The 19,772-nt window shown below is 70.0% G+C and carries 14 protein-coding genes; 8 read left to right on the forward strand and 6 right to left on the reverse strand.

What is annotated here, in order from left to right:
* Positions 1-30: 30 nt before the first annotated feature.
* The gene (locus Q8W71_RS21450) at positions 31-1,188 is read left to right on the forward strand and encodes an alpha/beta fold hydrolase (protein ID WP_305527444.1); all 1,158 of its coding nucleotides are present in this window, start codon (positions 31-33) and stop codon (positions 1,186-1,188) included.
* A gap of 229 nt (positions 1,189-1,417) precedes the next feature.
* Here the strand turns inward: Q8W71_RS21450 and Q8W71_RS21455 are convergent, their stop codons facing one another.
* From Q8W71_RS21455 to Q8W71_RS21465, 3 genes are all read right to left on the reverse strand, one after another.
* Positions 1,418-3,184 (reverse strand): monovalent cation:proton antiporter-2 (CPA2) family protein, encoded by a 1,767-nt coding sequence (locus tag Q8W71_RS21455; protein ID WP_305527445.1) that lies wholly within the window; start codon positions 3,182-3,184, stop codon positions 1,418-1,420.
* Between the two features lie 104 nt (positions 3,185-3,288).
* On the reverse strand, positions 3,289-4,227 hold the full coding sequence (locus Q8W71_RS21460) for a pirin family protein (protein ID WP_305527446.1): 939 nt from the start codon (positions 4,225-4,227) through the stop codon (positions 3,289-3,291).
* Between the two features lie 771 nt (positions 4,228-4,998).
* Positions 4,999-5,364, reverse strand: a complete 366-nt coding sequence (locus Q8W71_RS21465) for an ArsR/SmtB family transcription factor (RefSeq protein ID WP_305527447.1) — start codon at positions 5,362-5,364, stop codon at positions 4,999-5,001.
* A gap of 106 nt (positions 5,365-5,470) precedes the next feature.
* Here Q8W71_RS21465 and Q8W71_RS21470 point away from each other — a divergent pair, with 106 nt between their 5' ends.
* The 7 genes from Q8W71_RS21470 (at position 5,471) to Q8W71_RS21500 (ending at position 14,178) form a co-directional block, all read left to right on the forward strand.
* Entirely contained in the window at positions 5,471-6,217 is a 747-nt protein-coding gene (locus Q8W71_RS21470; protein WP_305527448.1) for a glucose 1-dehydrogenase, read from the forward strand.
* A gap of 394 nt (positions 6,218-6,611) precedes the next feature.
* Positions 6,612-8,207: an ABC transporter substrate-binding protein gene (locus Q8W71_RS21475; protein ID WP_305527449.1), complete on the forward strand. Its 1,596-nt coding sequence runs from the start codon at positions 6,612-6,614 to the stop codon at positions 8,205-8,207.
* A gap of 93 nt (positions 8,208-8,300) precedes the next feature.
* Complete coding sequence (locus Q8W71_RS21480) at positions 8,301-9,923, forward strand: ABC transporter substrate-binding protein (protein ID WP_305527450.1); 1,623 nt, start codon at positions 8,301-8,303, stop codon at positions 9,921-9,923.
* Positions 9,924-10,104: 181 nt separating this feature from the next.
* Positions 10,105-11,058: an ABC transporter permease gene (locus tag Q8W71_RS21485; protein WP_305527451.1), complete on the forward strand. Its 954-nt coding sequence runs from the start codon at positions 10,105-10,107 to the stop codon at positions 11,056-11,058.
* 15 nt (positions 11,059-11,073) lie between these two features.
* A complete protein-coding gene (locus Q8W71_RS21490; protein ID WP_305527452.1) occupies positions 11,074-12,006 on the forward strand; it encodes an ABC transporter permease in 933 nt (310 codons plus the stop codon).
* Between the two features lie 13 nt (positions 12,007-12,019).
* On the forward strand, positions 12,020-13,075 hold the full coding sequence (locus Q8W71_RS21495) for an ABC transporter ATP-binding protein (RefSeq protein WP_305527453.1): 1,056 nt from the start codon (positions 12,020-12,022) through the stop codon (positions 13,073-13,075).
* On the forward strand, positions 13,072-14,178 hold the full coding sequence (locus Q8W71_RS21500; RefSeq protein WP_305527454.1) for an ABC transporter ATP-binding protein: 1,107 nt from the start codon (positions 13,072-13,074) through the stop codon (positions 14,176-14,178). The genes Q8W71_RS21495 and Q8W71_RS21500 overlap by 4 nt, the downstream gene beginning before the upstream one ends.
* 635 nt (positions 14,179-14,813) lie before the next feature.
* On the opposite strand, the gene Q8W71_RS21505 is transcribed toward Q8W71_RS21500, so the two are convergent.
* Genes Q8W71_RS21505 through Q8W71_RS21515 form a run of 3 tightly spaced genes read right to left on the reverse strand, consistent with a single transcriptional unit; the run spans position 14,814 to position 19,687 of the window.
* Positions 14,814-17,987 (reverse strand): ATP-binding protein, encoded by a 3,174-nt coding sequence (locus tag Q8W71_RS21505; RefSeq protein WP_305527455.1) that lies wholly within the window; start codon positions 17,985-17,987, stop codon positions 14,814-14,816.
* A gap of 9 nt (positions 17,988-17,996) precedes the next feature.
* Entirely contained in the window at positions 17,997-18,680 is a 684-nt protein-coding gene (locus Q8W71_RS21510) for a hypothetical protein (protein WP_305527456.1), read from the reverse strand.
* Positions 18,677-19,687 (reverse strand): endonuclease domain-containing protein, encoded by a 1,011-nt coding sequence (locus Q8W71_RS21515; RefSeq protein WP_305527492.1) that lies wholly within the window; start codon positions 19,685-19,687, stop codon positions 18,677-18,679. Before Q8W71_RS21515 ends, Q8W71_RS21510 begins: the two co-directional genes overlap by 4 nt.
* Positions 19,688-19,772 lie beyond the last annotated feature (85 nt).

Consider the following 19,772-nt stretch of genomic DNA (forward strand, 5'->3'; position numbering starts at 1 on the left):
CGCCTTCGCACCTTCGCCGGAGCCATCGCCATGACGTCGGAAGATCGAGAGGACATCAAGCTGCCTGGCGGTATCAGGAAACGCAGCCTCGCGGGCATCAATGGGCTGACCGTGAACGTGCTCGAGGCGGGTTACGAAACGCCCGCGCGTCCCGCAGTGCTGCTGCTCCACGGTTTCCCGGACCTCGCCTTCAGTTGGCGCCGGACGATGCTGCCGCTCGCCGCCGCCGGCTATCACGTGATCGCCCCCGACCAGCGCGGCTACGGCGCGACCACGGGGTGGGATGACCGCTACGACGGCGACGTCGCGTCCTTCCGGACGCATAGTTACGCCCGCGACGCACTCGGCGTCGTGGAAGCCTTGGGACACCGCTCGGTCGCCGCGGTCGTGGGGCACGACTTCGGATCGATGATCGCCGCCTACTGCGCGCTCGTGCGGCCCGACGTGTTCCGTTCCCTCGTGATGATGAGCTTCCCGTTCGACGGACCGCCCGCGATCCCGTTCGATACGGCCGGGAAGCCTTCTGAGCCGCCCCCGCCGTCGCTGGCCGCCCAGCTCGCGGCCCTCCCGCGCCCGAGGCAGGACAGTATGACCTGGTTCGGGACGCCCGGGGCGAACGCCGACATGCTCCACGCGCCCCAGGGCCTTCACGACTTCCTGCGCGCCTACTTCCACGTGAAGAGCGCGGATTGGCCTGCCAACCAGCCACACCCGCTCGTCACGGGATCCGCGGCCGAGCTCGCCACGCTGCCGACCTACTACATCATGGATGCGGGCGTCGGCATGGCCGCGACCGTCGCGCCCGACATGCCGACGCCGGCCGAGATCGCCGCCAACCGTTGGCTGCCCGAGGCGGACCTGGCCGCATACACGGCCGCCTTCGGTCGCACGGGATTCCAAGGCGGACTCAACTGGTTCCGCTGCCACACCGGCCCGATCGGCCGCTCGGAGATCGAGCTGTTCGCCGGCCGCTCAATCGACGTGCCGTCTCGCTTCATCTCCGGCGCCGCCGATTGGGGCACCTACCGCAAGCCCGGCGCGATCGAGCGCATGCGCACCACGACCTGCACCCGCATGGACGGCGTTCACCTGATCGAGGGCGCCGGGCATTGGGTGCAGCAGGAGCAGCCGGAGCGGTTCAACGCCATTCTGCTCGAGTTCCTGCGGCGCCATCCCGTCCCGGGATGACAAGCTGCATCATGGGGGCGGGTTTGCGGCGTGGAGAGGTACCCACCGACAACGGCGTGCGCGACAGAGAAGCTGTTCCTGGCTAGCCCTGTGAGGCTTCCGGGGAAGCCGAAGCACGCCGAGCCGTCGAAGTCCGCTTTTAGGAAGCGGCTCCCGGTGACTGGGACGGCCGTGATGGGCGCAATGCCGAAAGTCCGCTTCCTGGCTAAAAACCGGGTCGCTTGCAGTGCTAACCTATCTTATGCGCCGAACCTTCCATGTTGCCTTGGAGCAGGTCTCGACCAGCGTAGATGCCGCCCACGACCTCCAGATCCAGCCGCTCCGCGTCGCGGCGGCGAACCTGCTCCATGATCGCGCTCGCCACTTCGGGCTCGGCCCCGACCGTCAGGAGCGCCTGCTCGCCCAGTGCCAGGGCCGACTCGGCTGTCTCGCGGATCTGGTAGGCCACCCCTGCCTCGATGAGCGCGACAGCATGTTCCCTGTCGCGGGCGCGGGCAAGAACCGGCACGAAGGGGAACTCAGCCTTCGCGAGTTCGGCTATGTGCTTGGCCATCGCGGGGTCGTCGATGCAGATCAGGATCGCCCGCGCAGTCTCGGCACCCGCCGCGCGCAGGATGTCGAGCCGGGTGCCGTCGCCGTAATAGACCTTGAAGCCGAAGCCCTCGGCAAGGCGTATGTTCTGGGCGTTCGTGTCGATGATCGAGACGGAGCAACCCTGCGAGATCAGCGGCTGGCTGGCGATCTGCCCGAAGCGGCCGAACCCGACGATCAGGGCGCTCCCGACGAGGTCCTCCGGCGCCTCGACGCCGTCGGTCGAGGTCACCGCCTTCGGCCCGAAGCGGTCGAAGGCGATCACCATCAGGGGCGTGATCGCCATCGAAAGGATGACGGTTGCGGTCAGGACGGCGTTGGTCGTGCCGTCAAGGATGCCTGCGCTTGCGGCCGCCGCGTAGAGGACGAAGGCGAATTCGCCGCCCTGGGCCATCAGGGCCGCGCGCTCCAGCGACTCGGCATGCGAGGCGCGCAACAACCGGGCGACGCCGTAGATGAGCAGGGCTTTGACAGCCATGTAGGCGGCGACGCCCATGAGGATCAGGCCCGTATTCGCCGCGATGACGGTCAGGTCGAGGGACATGCCGACGCCGAGGAAGAACAGGCCGAGCAGGATGCCGCGAAACGGCTCGACATCGGCCTCCAGTTGGTGGCGGAAGCTCGACTCCGAGAGGAGCACGCCGGCCAGGAAGGCACCCATCGCCATGGAGAGACCGCCGAGCTGCATGGCGAGCGCCGAGCCGAGCACCACCAGGAGAGCCGCCGCGGTCATCACCTCCCGCGCCTTGGCGGCGGCGAGGAGACGGAACAGCGGGTTGAGCAGCCAGCGCCCCGCGGCCACCAGCGCTGCGACCGAGCCCAGGGCGATGGCGACCGAGACGGCGCGCTCTGTCCCGCTCGCCTCGACGCCGCCCGGCGCCAGCAGCGCCACGATGGCGAGGAGGGGGACGATGGCGAGGTCTTCCAGCAGCAGGATCGCCACGATCCGCTGGCCCTTCGGGGTGGAGAGCGCGCGGCGCTCCTCCAGCAGTTGCATGACGATGGCGGTCGAGGTCAGCACGAAGCCGGTGCCGGCCACGAAGGCCACGGTGACTGAAAACCCCAGGCCGATCCCGACCAGGGTGAGGGCGGCGATGCAGGCGCCGACCTGAACGAGGCCGAGCCCGAAAATCGCCCGGCGCATGCCCCAGAGCCGGGAGGGCTCCATCTCCAGCCCGATGATGAAGAGGAACATCACGACGCCGAGTTCGGCGACGTGCAGGATGGCGTGGGCATCGGTGAACAGGCCGAGGCCGAAGGGACCGATGGCCAGGCCCGCCAAGAGGTAGCCGAGGACGGAGCCGAGGCCGAGCCGCTTGAACAGCGGCACGGCGACGACCCCCGCCGCCAGCAGGGCGACGACTTGCACGAGATCGCTTCCTGCGCCGGACGCTTCGACAGCCATGGCGTTGTCCAACCTCGTGCGTGCGGTAGCGCCCGCCTTGGGCTGCGGACCGGTGTATGAACCGGGATCACGCCGCCGTGAACGGGGACGGCGCTGGCGTCAACTCACGGATAGCGGACCGGAGGCGGATCTTCGGGTAGCGGGATGAACTCAGCATCGTCCGGCACAGTATCGAACCGGCCCTGGCGCCAATCTTCCTTGGCCTGTGCGATCCGCTCGGGCCGCGAGGAGACGAAATTCCACCAGAGGTGGCGTGGCCCGTCCATCGGCTCGCCGCCGAGCACCATGAACCGGGCGGCTTCCGTCGCGCGGACGCTGATGCGGTCACCGGGGCGGAACACCAGCAGTTGCCCGGGCCCGAAGCCGTCGCCGGCGATCTCGATGGCGCCCGAGACCGTGTAGACCGCCCGCTCGTCGTAGGTCGGATCGAGGGGGAGCACGGCGCCCGCCTCCAGCGCCACGTCGGCGTAGACCATCGGGCTTGAAGTCCGCACCGGGGAGCGCGCCCCGAAGGCTTCGCCCGCGATCAGCCGGACGGTCTTGCCCTCGCCGGTCAGGACCGGCAGCGATGGGGCGTCGTAGTGCTCGAAGGCGGGCACCGTCTCCTCGTCTTCGGAACTCAGGGCGACCCAGCTCTGGATCCCGAACAGTTTCGAGCCGGTCTGCCGGAGGGTCGGCGCGGTGCGCTCGGAGTGGGTGATGCCGCGTCCGGCGGTCATCCAGTTGAGCTCGCCCGGTCGGATCGGCAGTTCGGTGCCAAGGCTGTCGCGGTGCATGATCTCGCCGTCGAACAGGTAGGTGACGGTCGACAGACCGATATGCGGGTGGGGCCGCACGTCCATCCCGGTGCCGAGCAGGAATTCGGAGGGGCCCATCTGGTCGAAGAAGATGAACGGCCCGACCATGCGACACTCGGTCGAGGGCAGAGCGCGGCGCACCGCGAAGGAGCCGAGGTCCCGCGAGCGCGGGACGATCAGGGTCTGGATCGCGTCGCAGCTGAAATGGTCGCCCGGGACCGGATCATCCGCACTGTGCCAGCTCATCACTCTTTCTCCTCTTTCGGTAAACCCCGACCGGGTGAGACGGGATGCGCCCTGACGACGCGTCGCCGGACGCACATTGCGCGATCCTGTCAGCGTCGAATACGGAAACCGGCGAAACGCAACGTTTCCATTTCTGAGCGCAGGCCCTTGGCCTCAGGCAATCGTCCAGCCGTTGTCGGCTGGGTCATTCGCCGGCTGCTCGTGCGGCGTCACGGACCAAGCGGCCACGCGTGGGAGGATCTCAAGCCGGCAGCGATCCTCACCTGCCTGCAAGATCGAGACTGCAGGTGCGCGCCTCCACGAGGTCAGCTTGCCGGCCACCTTTGAGCAATGCTCTACGGCCGCAATGGGCGCGAAGCGGAAGGTCGGCTTTGCTTGCCGGATGCTGTTCCCAGTTCCGAGAGCCCCACCCCACCCAGCGTTAGACCCTCCATCGCCGTCTCTGGCCACTTGGAAGCGCCCGGACGATAGCGTGACTGCCGACCCGACGGCCCACGTCTCGCGCCGCCGGCAACCGTGTTTCCGCGTGGCCCGTCATGAGCATCGACTGAGACTGGTTCGCACACGTCGCGAGACCGCCGTTCGCGCATACTGCGAGGCCCGTGCAGGCTTCGGCGACGAGAGTCGAGCCCCGGCGCGCTCGCTCAGGCTACGGCCGAGCGACCTGCCTCGGCCTGACGTTGCGCTGATGTGAGACTCGATCGGCGACGCGCGGCATCGGACGCCGTCGATGGATCGGAGCATTCCCGGAAGCAGACCACGGTCGCGCCTTCATCGCGCAACGGTCTTGCTCGCAGCACGCAAATCGGAGCCGACGTCTGAAGCGTAGGCATTGATGATCCCAGCCAGCAGACCGGGGAAGCGTGCCTCCACCTCGATCCATCGGGAGTGGTTGCGCACCTCGACGCCATGCCGCTCGCTTCGGATCAAACCGGCCTCACGCAGAACCTTGATGTGGTTGGACAACGAGGATTTTGGGATCACCCGGTCTCCGACTGCCGCGACGGCCGAGCAGGCCTCGACGCAGCCCGCCTGCATGATCTTGGCGAAGATGGCGGCCCGGCTCGGATCGGCGAGCGCGTGCAGGATCGCCTCCGGCCGCACGTCCTCGATGGCGGGGTGAAACAGGGGCCTCATGTTTCGTCCATATGGGGTCTTGAACGACGCTCCGTTAGTTCCGAAGTTCCGAACTATGGGCTAACGGCTGCCATCCCGGAGCCGGCCCCGGTCGGAGATAGCACACATGTCGAAGCTTGAGGGCAAGGTCGCCGTCGTGACAGGAGCATCCAAAGGCATCGGTGCGGGTATCGCCAAGGCGCTGGCCAAGGATGGCGCCGCCGTGGTGGTGAACTACGCGTCCAGCAAGGCCGCAGCCGACGCCGTCGTGGCGGCGATCACCTCGGACGGCGGCCGGGCCATCGCGGTCCGGGGCGACGTCTCCAAAGCGTCCGAGGCGCAGGGTGTGATCGAGGCGGCCGTGCGGGAGTTCGGGCGGCTCGACGTGCTGGTCAACAACTCCGGCATCTACGAGTTTGCAGCGATCGAGGAGGTCACCGAGGAACACTATCGCCGCCAGTTCGACGTCAACGTGCTCGGCATCCTGCTGTCGACGCGGGCGGCCGCGAAGCATCTCGGCGAAGGGGCGAGCATCGTGAACATTTCCTCGGCGATCACGCACGTGCATACGCCGGCGGCGGCGGTCTACGCGGGCACGAAGGGCGCGGTGAACGCAATCTCGGGCGTCCTCGCCAACGAGTTGGCCCCGCGCAAGATCCGGGTCAACGTGGTCAGCCCCGGCTACGTGGTGACCGAAGGCACGCACACGGCCGGCATCTCCGGCTCGGAGATGGAGGCCGGGATGGTCGCGCAGACACCGCTCGGCCGCGCTGGTCAGCCGGATGACATCGCGAGCGTCGTGACGTTCCTCGCGTCAGATGATGCGCGCTGGCTCACGGGCGAGAACATCACCGCCAGCGGCGGTATCCGCTGATACACGATCGGCTCGACCTGCGCGCACGGGCCAGACCCCCTGCGCGCAGGGTTTCAACGCATCGCGATCGTCGGCAGATTGCGTCGACCCTTCGATAGGGTCTGCTTTGCTGTCTCCCATACCGAAAACTGATCGGTAAGTCGGGAACAGTCTCCGTTGACGACCGTGCGCCCAGGCCTCGGCGAAAGGCCCGCGGCGGCGGACGCGTCCATCTCGTTCGCGTGAAGATGGCCGCGCCTCCGCCCGTGATCAGCGAGCCGTGCTGCGTGTTCGTCTCCGCAAGCCGCACCGCTCGCCGGGACGGCCCCGTCGACCGGCGGATGCGCGGGACATCGCCCGCGCAGCCGGGGCACGTGCGTTGCGAGGGACGGGCTCCCTGTCGCCGGAGCCGAGTATGCGCCTTCCCAACCTCACGATCGCCTTCGCCTGTGCCGCCCTCGCTGCCGGCACCGCCCGCGCCGAGACCGTGGTGCGCTACGGTATCTCGCTCGCCGACATCCCCCTCACCACCGGCCAGCCCGACCGCGGCGCCGGCGCCTACCAGTTCACCGGCTACACGATCTACGACCCGCTGGTGGCCTGGGAGATGAACGTCGCCGACCGGCCGGGCAGGCTCGTGCCGGGGCTGGCCACGGGCTGGACGGTGGACGAGGCCGACCGGACCAAGTGGCGGTTCATCCTGCGCCCCGGCGTGACCTTCCACGACGGCTCGGCGTTCGACGCCGACGCGGTGATCTGGAACCTGGACAAGGTGCTCAAGGAGGACGCACCGCACTTCGACAAGCGGCAGTCGGCGCAGGTGCGCCCCCGCCTGCCGTCGGTGAAGAGCTACGCCAAGGTCGACCCGATGACGGTCGAGATCACCACCAAGGAGATCGATTCCTTCTTTCCGTACCAGATGCTGTGGTTCCTGGTGTCGAGCCCGGCGCAGTACGAGCGGCTCGGCCGCGACTGGGAGCGCTTCGCCCGCGAGCCCTCGGGCACCGGGCCATTCAGGCTCACCGGCCTCGTCCCGCGGGAGCGCGCCGAGCTGTCACGGAACGCCGCCTACTGGGACAAGGCCCGCCTGCCGAAGGTCGACAAGCTGGTTCTGGTGCCCATCCCGGAGGCGTTGCAGCGCTCGAACGCCCTGCTCGCCGGGCAGGTGGACCTCATCGAGACGCCCGCGCCCGACACCCTTCCCCGGCTCAGGCAGGGCGGCGCGCGGATCGTGCAGAACGTGACCCCGCACGTGTGGAACTACCATCTCTCGACGGTCGAGGGCTCGCCCTGGACCGACATCCGCCTGCGCAAGGCGCTCAACCTCGCCGTCGACCGGCAGGGCATCGTCGACGACCTGCTCAACGGCCTCGCCCGGCCGGCCAAGGGCCAGGTGGATCCGACGAGCCCGTGGTTCGGCAAGCCAACCTTCGACCTGACCTACGACCTCGCCGCGGCGAAGAAGCTCGTAGCGGCGGCCGGCTACTCGCCCGAGAAGCCCCTGCGGACCACGTTCGCGATCGCGCAGGGCGGCACCGGGCAGATGCTGTCGCTGCCCATGAACGAGGCGATCCAGCAGAATCTGAAGGAGATCGGGATCGAGATCGATTTCCGGGTGGTCGAACTCGAGACGCTGTACACCTACTGGCGCCAGGGCGCGAAGAACCCGGGGCTGACCGGCGTCACCGCGAACAACGTCGCCTACGTCACCTCCGACCCGCTCTACGCCATCGTGCGCTTCTTCGCCTCGAACCAAGTCAACCCGGTCGGGGTGAACTGGGGCTACTACAAGAACGCGAAGGTCGACGCCTGGATCGACGAGGCCAAGCGCAGCTTCGACCCGCGGCGGCAGGACGAACTCCTCGCCCTGGCCCACGCCCAGGTGGTGGACGACGCGGTCCTGGTCTGGGTCGTGCACGACACCAACCCGCACGCGCTGTCGCCGAGGGTCAAGTCGTTCGTCCAAGCGCAGCACTGGTTCCAGGACCTGACCACGATTGGCCTCGATTGAGTCCCTGGGCCGCCGCCGAGACTGGCCGGCGGCTTGCATGAGGCTCGGGCGACCCGGGCGCGACCGCCCGGTCACTGGAGCGCGACCGACCCCATGCTGTCTCGGCTGAAAACGATCGGCACCCGCGCGGCGCTGGCCGGCGCGCTCGCGCTCGGCGCGGGGCATGCGGCCCGCGCGCAGGGCGTGCTGCGCATCGGCATGACCGCCTCGGACATCCCGCTGACCACCGGCCAGACCGACAACGGCGGCGAGGGCATGCGGTTCATGGGCTACACGGTCTACGACGGGCTCATCAACTGGGACCTGACCAGCGCCGAACTCGCCTCCGACCTCGTGCCGGGGCTCGCCAGCGAATGGGCCGTCGACGCGGCCGACAAGACCAAGTGGACCTTCAAGCTCCGCCCCGGGGTGAAATTCCACGACGGCTCCGACTTCACCGCCGACGCGGTGGTGTGGAACCTCGACAAGCTGCTCAGGAGCGACGCGCCGCAATACGACCCGCGCCAGTCGGCCCAGGGCAAGACACGCATCCCGGCCGTGGCGGCCTACAGGGCGCTCGACCCCCTCACAGTCGAGATCACGACGAAGGTGCCGGACGCGACACTGCCCTACCAGATCGCCTGGATCATGATGTCTTCCCCCGCCCAGTGGGAGAAGCTCGGCAAGTTTTGGGACGCCTTCGCCAAGCAGCCGTCGGGCACCGGCCCGTGGAAGCTGACCCTGTTCGCCCCGCGCGAGCGCGCCGAGATGGTGCCGTTCAAGGAGTACTGGGACAAGGCGCGGGTGCCCAAGCTCGACAAGCTGGTGCTGGTGCCGCTGCCCGAGGCCAACGCCCGCGTGGCCGCGCTGCGTTCCGGCCAGGTCGACTGGATCGAGGCGCCCGCGCCCGACGCGGTGGCCTCGCTCAAGGGCGCGGGCTTCACCATCGTCACCAACGCTTACCCGCACAACTGGACGTGGCACCTCTCCCGCGTCGAGGGCTCGCCCTGGAACGACGTCCGGGTGCGCAAGGCGGCCAACCTCGCCGTCGACCGCGAGGGGCTGAAGGAACTCCTCGGCGGCATGGCGATCCCGGCCAAGGGCTTCATGCCCCCGGGCCACCAGTGGTTCGGCAGCCCCACCTTCGACGTGAAGTACGACCCCGAGGCGGCCAAGAAGCTGCTCGCGGAGGCCGGCTACAGCACCAAGAAGCCGCTGAAGCTCAAGGTCGCGATCTCGGCCTCGGGGTCGGGCCAGATGCAGCCGCTGCCGATGAACGAGTTCGTGCAGCAGAACCTCGCCGATGTCGGCATCCAGGTCGACTACGAGGTCGTCGAGTGGAACACGCTGATCAACATCTGGCGGGCCGGCGCCAAGGCCGACATCTCCCGCGGCGTCTCGGCGATCAACTACTCGTACTTCATCCAGGACCCGTTCACCGGCTACATCCGCCACCTGCAGTGCAACTACGCGCCGCCGAACGGGACGAACTGGGGCTACTACTGCGACCCGGCGATGGATAAGCTGTTCGACGAGATCCGCACGACCTTCGACAAGCAGGCGCAGCTCAAAGTCTTGCAGAAGACGCACGAGAAGTTCGTCGACGACGCGCTCTTCATCATGATCACGCACGACGCCAACCCGCGCGCGATGAGCCCGAAGGTGAAGGGCTTCGTCCAGGCGCAGAACTGGTTCCAGGATTTTTCGAGGATCACCATCGCGACGGCGGGGCGGTGACGAGCGGGCGTCCTCCTCCCCCGCTGCGCGAGAACGGAGGGGCGCCGCCTCAGGGGGAATGCGGGGCGGTCGCCCCATCCTGAACCGTCGCTCCCCTCTCCCGACCCCTGCTCGCGCAGGGGCGACCCGCCTCCGCAGAGGGGGAGGGGTGCGGCCGTGACAGCGTAACCGGACGAGAACGATGCTCCTCTACACCCTGAAGCGCCTCCTCTACGTCACCCCCGTCGCTTTCGGGGTGAGCGTGGTGTGCTTCCTGCTGGTCCACCTCGCGCCGGGGGATCCGCTGTCGGCGGTGCTGCCGGCCGACGCCACGCAACAGACCATCGACGAGATGCGCGCCGCCTACGGCTTCGACAAGCCGCTGCCGGTCCAGTACCTGATCTGGCTCTGGCACGTGCTGCACGGCGACCTCGGCACCTCGATCGCCACCGGACGTCCCGTCGCCGCCGAGGTCGGCCGGGCGGTGGTCAACTCGCTGATCCTCGCGGCGGTGGCGACCGCCATCGGCTTCACCTTCGGCACCCTGTTCGGCTTCGTGGCCGGCTACCACCGCAACTCGGCGGCCGACCGGGCGGCCTCGGCGCTCTCCGTGTTCGGGGTGAGCGTGCCGCACTATTGGCTCGGCATGGTGATGGTGATCGTGTTCTCGGCCACCCTGGGCTGGCTGCCGCCCACCGGCGCCGGGCCGGACGGCTCGGGCAACTGGCGGCCCGACCTCGACCATCTGCGCTACCTGATCCTGCCCGCGGTGACGATGTCGGTCATCCCCACCGGCATCATCGCCCGCACGGTCCGAGCCCTGGTGGCCGACATCCTGTCCCAGGACTTCGTCGAGGCCCTGCGCGCCAAGGGCATGGACGAGCGCGGCGTGTTCCGCCACGTCGTGCGCAACGCTGCGCCGACCGCGCTCGCGATCATGGGCCTCCAACTGGGGTACCTGCTCGGCGGCTCGATCCTGATCGAGACGGTGTTCGCCTGGCCCGGCACCGGCTTCCTCCTGAACGCCGCGATTTTCCAGCGCGACCTCCCCCTGCTCCAGGGCTCGATCCTCGTGCTGGCGATGTTCTTCGTGGCCCTGAATCTGCTCGTCGACGTGATGCAGACCGCCCTCGACCCGCGCATCGAGCGCGCCTGACCGGAGGACGCGCCCATGACCCAGCCCGTTGCCGCCTCCGTGGCCCTCGACGGCGGCGTGCTCGCCGCCGACGACCGCGCACACGGACAGGAGGCCGCCTTCGTCCCATCCCGCGGCTTCTGGGGGCATGTCGGCCACCGCCTCGTGCGCGACCCGGTGGCGATGGCGGCCGGCGCGCTGATCCTCGCCGTCGTCGTGGTCGCGATCCTGGCGCCGTGGATCACGCCGATGGACCCGTACAAGGGTTCGATGCTGCGCCGCCTCAAGCCGGTGGGCGACGCCACCTACTGGCTCGGCTCGGACGAGCTCGGCCGCGACATGATTTCCCGACTGATGCTGGGCTCGAGATTGTCGCTGTTCATCGGCGTCACGCCGGTGCTGATCGCCTTCGTGATCGGCTCCGGCATCGGGATCCTGGCCGGCTACGTCGGCGGCTGGACCAACACGGTCCTGATGCGCACCATCGATGTCTTCTTCGCCTTTCCCTCGGTCCTGCTCGCCATCGCCCTGTCGGGCGCGCTGGGGGCCGGCATCTTCAACGCGATCGTCTCGTTGACCTGCGTGTTCGTGCCCCAGATCGCCCGCGTGGCCGAGAGCGTGACCACCGGCATCCGCAAGCGCGACTACATCGACGCGGCCAAGCTGTCCGGCGCTTCGGCGCTGACGATCATGCGGGTGCAGGTGCTGGGCAATGTGATCGGGCCGATCTTCGTCTACGCCACCGGCCTGATCTCGGTCTCGATGATCCTGGCCTCGGGCCTGTCGTTCCTCGGCCTCGGCGTGCGCCCGCCCGAGCCCGAGTGGGGCCTGATGCTGAACACCCTGCGCACCGCGATCTACGTCAACCCGGTGGTCGCGGCGCTGCCGGGCGTGTGCATCTTCGTGGTCTCGATTTCCTTCAACCTATTCTCGGATGGCCTGCGCTCCGCGATGGAGATCAGGCAGTGACGGAGATCCGCCCGTGAGCGTCATCCCAGGCACGCCCGACCCGTTCGCCGAGGACCGCGGCGGTCCCGCCCAGCCGCTGCTCTCGGTCTCGGCGCTCTACAAGCACTTCCCCGTGCGCAAGGCGGGGGGCCGGAAGCAGGTGGTGCGCGCCGTCGACGGCGTCGACTTCGAGGTGCTGAAGGGCGAAACGCTCGGCATCGTCGGCGAGTCGGGCTGCGGCAAGTCGACGACCGCCAAGCTGCTCATGGGGCTGATCGCGCGCGATACCGGGCAGATGCTCTACGACGGCCAGCCGGTCGGCGAGCGGTCGATGCCCTGGCGCAGCTACCGGCGCCAGGTGCAGATGGTGTTCCAGGATTCCTACGCCTCGCTCAACCCGCGCATGACGGTGGAGCAGTCGATCGCCTTCGGCCCGAAGGTCAACGGCGTGCCGGGCCGGCAGGCGGTGGAGCGGGCGCGTGCCCTGCTCGCCCGGGTCGGGCTGGAGCCGAAGCGCTTCGCCGGGCGCTACCCGCACGAGATCTCCGGCGGCCAGCGCCAGCGGGTCAACATCGCCCGCTCGCTGGCGCTGGAACCGCGCCTCGTGCTGCTCGACGAGGCGGTCTCGGCGCTGGACAAGTCGGTGGAGGCGCAGGTGCTGAACCTCCTGCTCGACCTCAAGCAGGAGTTCGGCCTGACCTACATCTTCATCAGCCACGACCTGAACGTCGTGCGCTTCATCTCCGACCGGGTGATGGTGATGTACCTCGGTCGGGTGGCCGAGATCGGCCCGTCCGACGCGGTGCTCGCCGCCCCGTCCCACCCCTACACCCGGGCGCTCCTGGCCTCGATGCCCTCGCTGGACCCCGACAACCGCACGCAGAAGGCCCTGCTGGCGGGCGACCCACCGAACCCGATCGACCCGCCCCCCGGCTGCCGGTTCCACCCCCGCTGCGCGCTGGCGGAACCCGTCTGCTCGGACGCCGAGCCGCCGCTCGGCGCGGTGGCGCCGCTGCACCGGGTCGCCTGCCTCGCCCGGCAGCCCGGCTCCGGCCACTCGGCCGCGCCCGCGCGGGCGCTCGCGGCATGAGCGCGTCCGCAGCGATCGCTTCGACGGGTGGGGTGCGGACGAACGAGGCGCGGACCGCCCCGGCGGTCGACGTCGCGGACCTGCGCGTCGCCTTCGGCAAGGTGCAGGTGGTCGACGGCGTCGACCTCGCCCTGGAGCGGGGCCAAGCCCTGGCGCTGATCGGCGAGTCGGGATCGGGCAAGAGCGTGACGCTGCGCGCGCTGCTGCGCCTGTTCCCGGAGGGGCGCAGCCGGATCGAGGGCAGGATTCACGTCGCCGGACGGGATGTGCAGGCGCTGACACGGCGCCAGCTTGCCGATTTCCGCGGCCGCGACGTCTCGATGATCTTCCAGGAGCCGCTCCTGGCGTTCGACCCCGTCTACACGGTGGGCCGACAGATCACCGAGGCGATCCTGCGTCACGAGCGCGTGTCGAAGGAGGACGCCCGCAGGCGGGCGCTCGCCCTGTTCGAGCGCGTGCGGATCCCGAGCCCCGAGCGCCGCCTGGACAACTACCCCCACGAGATGTCCGGCGGCATGCGCCAGCGGGCGATGATCGCTCTGGCGCTCGCCTGCCGGCCGCAGGTGCTGCTGGCCGACGAGCCGACGACGGCCCTCGACGCCACGGTCCAGATCCAGGTGCTGCTGCTGCTGCGCGAACTCCAGCGCGACCTCGGACTCACGATCGTCCTCGTGACCCACGACCTCGGCGCGGCCGTCGAGGTCGCCGACCGCATCGCCGTGATGTACGCGGGGAAGATCGTCGAGACCGGCACGGCGCGCCAGGTCGTGCTCGACCCGCACCACCCCTACACGATCGGCCTGCTGCGCAGCCGCGCCGAGGGCGCGCTGGCCAAGGGCGCCCGCCTCCAGACCATCCCGGGCAGCCCGCCGGACCTTGCCGCCCGCCCGCCAGGCTGCCCGTTCGCGCCGCGCTGTTTCCTGGCCGAGCATCGCTGTCACGGCGAGATGCCGCCGGCGCGTGAGATCGCACCGGGCCACCGCGTCGCGTGCTGGCATGCGGACGAGGCGTCCGTGGCCTATCGCGTCGGCCCGACGCCGGTGCGTGCCGCGGAGCCGGCTTCGCCGGGCCCGCCTGGGAGACCGTCGGAGCAAGGCGTTTGAAGCCCGAGCAGAGGAAGCGAGACCGAGGTCGAAACGCTCCTTAAGCTCATTCGCGCGCAGTGCAGGATCTTCGGCTTCAAGAGTTGCAGCCCGAGCGCGACCGAGGTGTCCGATGATCGTTTCAGGCCGATCCCCGAGGTCGAGGACGAGCGCGAGATTCGGCAGCGGTAGCTCGGCTTCGAGCTTTCCGCCCTCATGCTCATGGCCGTCGCGGTCGCACCCCGCGGCGAACATCCCGGTCTGGCGCTCTCCGACGAGCCCGGACAGCAAATCACGGAAGCCCATGGCGCCCACGTCGAATGGTTTGACGGATTAGTCCTCCAACCGTTGGGCGGCACCTCCCGTCCGCAGGAAAGCCTGTTCCACTGATCGGCTCCATTCGCGCTTCAAACTGTCGTTGGCCGATGCGGGCTCCTGGCACATCATCGACGGAAGAACGTCCATATCTCCATCGATGTCCTCTGACGCAAACACTCAGTGCACCTTCGCCGGCAGTCGGTCGCGGGAGTCTTCAGACTTTCCAGAGCCAGACGTTGCGAGGGGCTGCTTCGGGTCATCTATTTGCGCTACCGATGCCTTGATTGCGTATGCACGCCGCATCTGCTTCGATGCTCTTTGAGGCGGAGATTTTTAGCTCATGCGGAGCCGGCGGACTGCTTGGCCAGCGCGATGACCTGGTCAGGGGTCGGCGGATTGGTGGGGTGGTGGCTCAGGCACAGCGGCGTGCGCAGCTTGGCCGGCTTCCCCGAGCCCTCGGTCGCGAAGTAGAATTCACCCGCGCCGAGCTTGCCGATGTCCCCGGCCGCGCCACCGCTCGCCGCCATGATCTCCTGCGCCGCCGCGATCGTGGCCGGTGCGCTCTGCCGGCCGAAGAATTGCGTCGTGCAGTTCGACACGATCTGGTTGTGCAAGCCCTTGGGCACCTGCGTCGCGACCACCATGCCGAGCCCGTACTTGCGCCCCTGCGCCACGAGCTTGATGCCGCTGCTCAGGCTGGGGCAGGCCCGCTGCGAGGGTAGAAAGGTCTGCGCCTCGTCCACCACGTAGAGCATGCCGCGTGGACTGGGATGCTTCTTGATCCAGCCGAACAGCGTCATCTGCAACCGGTTCACGAAGTCCTCGCGGGCCGCCTCCGTCGCGAGCCCGGACAGGTTGACCACCGAGATGCGGGTGCGCGACGCGTCAGTGCCGTGGAACAGAACCTGCGGATCGAGCGCACTGCCCTTGCCCTTCAGGAGTGGATTCGTGGCGACGGAGGCGTGCAACTCGTCGGCCATCCCAGCGGCGACCTTGCCCGCGCCGCCGATCGCGCTCACCCCGTCGGGCAGGTCCGAGAGCAGCGCGGTGAAGTCTGCGAGATCACCGCCGCCGCGCTCGGCGAAGACGCGCAACGCGTCGGCCAGGACGCCCCGCTGGATCGTCTTCCGCGCGCCGGCGAGTGGCCCCAAGGTCTCGGCGGCCATCTCGACGGCCTGGGCCCGTTCGTCCCGGTCGTCGCCCAACCCCGAGAAGTCCGGCAGGACGGACAGGAACAGCGGGTTGCCTGCGTAGACCCCGGGGGTCCAGACCACCACCTCGACGCGCTCGGCATAGCGGGCGGCCTTGTCGGCGTCCGCGTCGGTGAAGGCCGCCGGCCGCTCGGGCCAGGGGGCGCCGAGCCGCGACAGGTCGTTGTTGGGGTCGATCACGATGGCCGGGATGCCGGCGAGAGCGGCCTCCTCGACGAGGCGGCGCAGCAGCACGGTCTTGCCCGAGCCGGACCCGGCGATGATCGCCGTGTGGCGCGGTAGCAGCCGGATCGGGATCGTCGCGGATCGCGCGTCGGCGCCGATCCGGTGTCCGACGGGGATCGCGTCGGGTGCGGGGGCATCAGGAGACGGCGGGGCAACGATCGCTGGAGGACGAGCGGCGCGCGCGGACGGGAGCGGCGGCATCGGGTCGGGACCCGCGCCGGCCGACACCGGAGAGCGGGATGACGCAGCGGCGATCGCGGCCGGCGTGACGGCGGGCGCACGGGCCGGGTCGGCGAGTCCGGCCTGCCGGAACAGGGTGGTGGCACGCACGGGCTTGCCCGCCCGCAGCCACGCCTCGAAGCGGTCGGCACGGCCCTCGTCCAAGGCGCGGGATTGCAGATCGCGCAGGGCGACGAGGGTGCGCAGATCCTCGTCCGACGGGTCGATCAGCCGGCCCCCGGCCGCTGCGAAGACCTCGAGGAGCTGCCGCGTCTTGGTGCCCCCCGGCACGGGGCCGCGCCGCACGATCACCAGTTCCCTGTCGGGGATGCGCGTCGAGATGCCGGAGGCGGTCAGCGCCGCGCGCAGGCGCGCCTGGAAGGCGATGGCGTTCCGGTGCTGGAGGGCGCGGTAGCAGACGTGCCGCTCGCGGTCGTTCTCGTCGCGATAGATGAACGTCAACCGCCCGTGCAACGGCGGGATCTTCTGCTCCGGCTCGCCCTTGCTCGCCACGTCGAGGGCGTCCTCCGGGTCGTCCTCCACCGCGTAGAAATTGAAGGCTGCCCGCAGCAATTCACCGAGCCCGCCCTCGTCCTCGTCGAGCAGGCCGCCGATATCGGCGGCGCGGCGGGCGGCGGCGAGGTCGAACTCGTCCTGCGTCAGCGCGGGCGATGGGCCCGGGTCGGCGCTGCTCAGGTCGTGACAGGCCTCGGCGGCCCCCCGGGCCAGGCAGGCGCGGCGGAACGCGTCGCAGCGCATCAGGAGTGTGCGCGGCATCATGCCGGCGCCGGCGGCGGCTGCGATCGCCGCCTCGCCGAACGGCCACGTCGGGTGGGGCGGTTCGAAGCCCGCTTCGCGATAGGCGGGCGCCAGCCGGGCCCGGATCAACGCGGCCGCGCCCGCCCGGTCGTTCATGCCCACCAGCGCGTGCGGCGGCTCGAATCGCTGGCGGAACGGCGCGAGGCCGCGCTCCTCCAGCCGCGCCCAGGAATCCTGGAGGCAGGTGATCACGGTCATCCCGCGACCGCAGACGTCGTGCATTTCGAGCAGGCCCGCGGCCAGCACCTCGGCGAGCCCGGCGCTGGTATCGAGGTCGTCCACAGCGCCGAGGCGGCTCGCGTCGATCACGCCGTCGATCTGGTCGAGCGCGACCAGCGTCGGGCCGCCGAGGCCCATGATCCACGCCATGCCGCGCACGAGGTCGACCGGCGCGGGCGGCGGCGTCCGGAACCCCAGGGCAGCGCGCTCGACCGGGTCGGCGTCGTAGCCCTGCAACCACGCATGCGCGAGGCCGACCGTGCCGAGGTCCTGCGAGCGCAGCAGGCACAGCGCGCGGAACACGTCCTGGTGTTTCAGCGCGCGCGCGGCATCGACCTTCATCAGCGCCATGACCAGCAGGTCGACGATGCGGCGCGCGTCAACGTTCGGCGTGTTGAAGGCCGCCTCGACCTGCGCCTCGACCTTGAAGCGGCGCGCGACGCCCGCGAGCACGGCGTCGGACTGGCGCCGCCCGTCCGGCATGGCGTGCAGCAGGGCTGTGAGGAAGCTCAGGGCGGCGCTGCGCCAGAAATCCGTGAGCCCGAGCACGTCGAGCAGCACGAACCAGCCGCCCGTGCTCCAGACCTCGCGCCGGACCTGGCCGACGAGGTGCGTCTTGCCGATGCCGGCCTGGCCCACGAGCACGCGCCCGTACGGCCGCCGATCCGGGTCGCGAGCCCGCGCGTGCAGGTCGGCGACGATGCCGGGGACGAGCGACTCGTTCGGGCCACCGGTCGGCTCCGCGTCGATCCACACGCTGTCGAGGGTGCGCACCCAGTCGAAGTCGATCCGGCGCAGGGCGTCGAGGGCATCAGTCATGGGCGTCGCTCATGCCTGGATCCAGATGAGGTGAAAGGGTTCGCCGGCTGGGCTGAACGCGGCCCTGCGCTCGGCCTGCGTCAGCGCCTTGGGATCGCTGAGCTGGCTGAGCCGGGCCGTCCCGTCACCCTTCAGGATGCGGGCGAGGCCGTCGTCCACCGTGGCGCGGTCGAGGTCGGCGAGTTCGGTCCGCAGCGCGCTGAGGCGGACGGCCCTGGCGCGCTCGCCCCCGGTGAGCGCGAGGTAGGCGTCCTCGATGCGAGCGCGCAGTTGCCGCGGGCCGGGCTTGCGCACGGTCCGCGGTCGCGGCGCCGGGGCCTTCGCCGGCGCGCGGCGCGGTGCCTCGGGCGCGGGGGCGGCCCCGGCAGGTTCGGGCGGAGCACCGATGAAGTCGGCGAGCGTACCGCCCGTCGCGCCGAGATGGCGGCCGAGCCGGGTGAGCAGGTCCCCGAGCACGCGGAAGCTCGGCGGGACGGGCGCGTCGAGGTGCGCACCGGCCCAATGCCAGCCCTTGTCCGTCACGCTCAGGATGAGCGCGCGCCCTCGCTTCTCGACCGCGACGAGGCCCGCGGAGACCAGCGCCTCCCGGTCGGGCTTGCGCACCGCGGGGACGATCTCGCCCTGCGGGGCGCCGCCGTGCCGCGCCAGGAGGCACCACAGGAGCAGCGTCTGGGCCGGCGTCGGGTCGCTCATCGGATCGTCACTCCCATCGGTCGCCGCAGCCGCACGACGTCGCGGATCTTCTCGACCGCGCGTTGCAGGTCGGTCTCGGCCTGCTCGTTGGTGATGCGTAGCACCAGATAGCCCGCCACCAGGAGTTCGTAGTCGCGGTGGCGGTCGGCACTGAACGTCGGATCGCGGCGGTGCTCGGGGCCGTCGAGCTCGACCACGACGCGGCCCTCGCGCCAGAGCAGGTCGACGCGCGGGGCCGTGCGGGACGGACCGAGCGGGACGCGCGCGTTGCAGGAGAACAGCGGCCCGAGTTCCGGGTCGCTCGCGAGCGCCGCCTCGACGCGCCGCTCGACCGCGCTCGCGTGGTGCGCGCGCGAACGCGGGTCGATGAAGCGGACCTCGACCGGGGCGGGATCGCGGAGGACTTCGTGGGCACCGTACAGCACCCGGTCGTAGGGCGGCACGTGAGGCGGCACTGCCGAGAACAGGGCGACGACGGCCGCCCCGTGCCGCGCACACCATTCAAGCGCCTCGACGGCAGGCGCGGCGCGGACCGGGGACGCCGGATCGACGTCCGCAACGAGCACGAGGCCCGCCGGGTCGATCGCCAGCAGCAACTGGGCGAACTCCAGGCTCTTGGCCGCCCGCCTGAACCGGGGACGCCGTCCCGCGGCGGCGTGCTTGGCCGCCGCTTTGAGCCACGGACCGTGCGATCTCGACCCGACGCCGCCCTCGCGACCGTGCCAACACGGCCACCGCGCGAGGGCGACGGCGGCGAGGTCGTCGAGCAGCCTGTCGAGGACCGCCTCGGTGGTGCGCAGCCCGTCGTTGGCGAGCACCAGACGGCTGCAAACGGCTTCGTCGGATGCCGCGAGGATGCGGCCGAGACCTTCGGAACCGATACCGGCGACGACCAGCCGTTCTCCGGCTTCGAGACGAAGGATCCGCCCGCGAAGCTCGGCGGGCGACAGCGTCGGTAATGACGATGTGCCCTGACGGTGCGGCACAGGCTCGTCGGCGATGGCCATCAGGGCTGCGGCCCGTGTTCGGTCGGTCGGCCGACCGGGATCGGATCGCCACTCAACACACCTCGCCGGCGATCGGCTATCGTCT

The sequence above is a fragment of the Methylobacterium amylolyticum genome, from assembly GCF_030700245.1.
Taxonomy (GTDB): domain Bacteria; phylum Pseudomonadota; class Alphaproteobacteria; order Rhizobiales; family Beijerinckiaceae; genus Methylobacterium.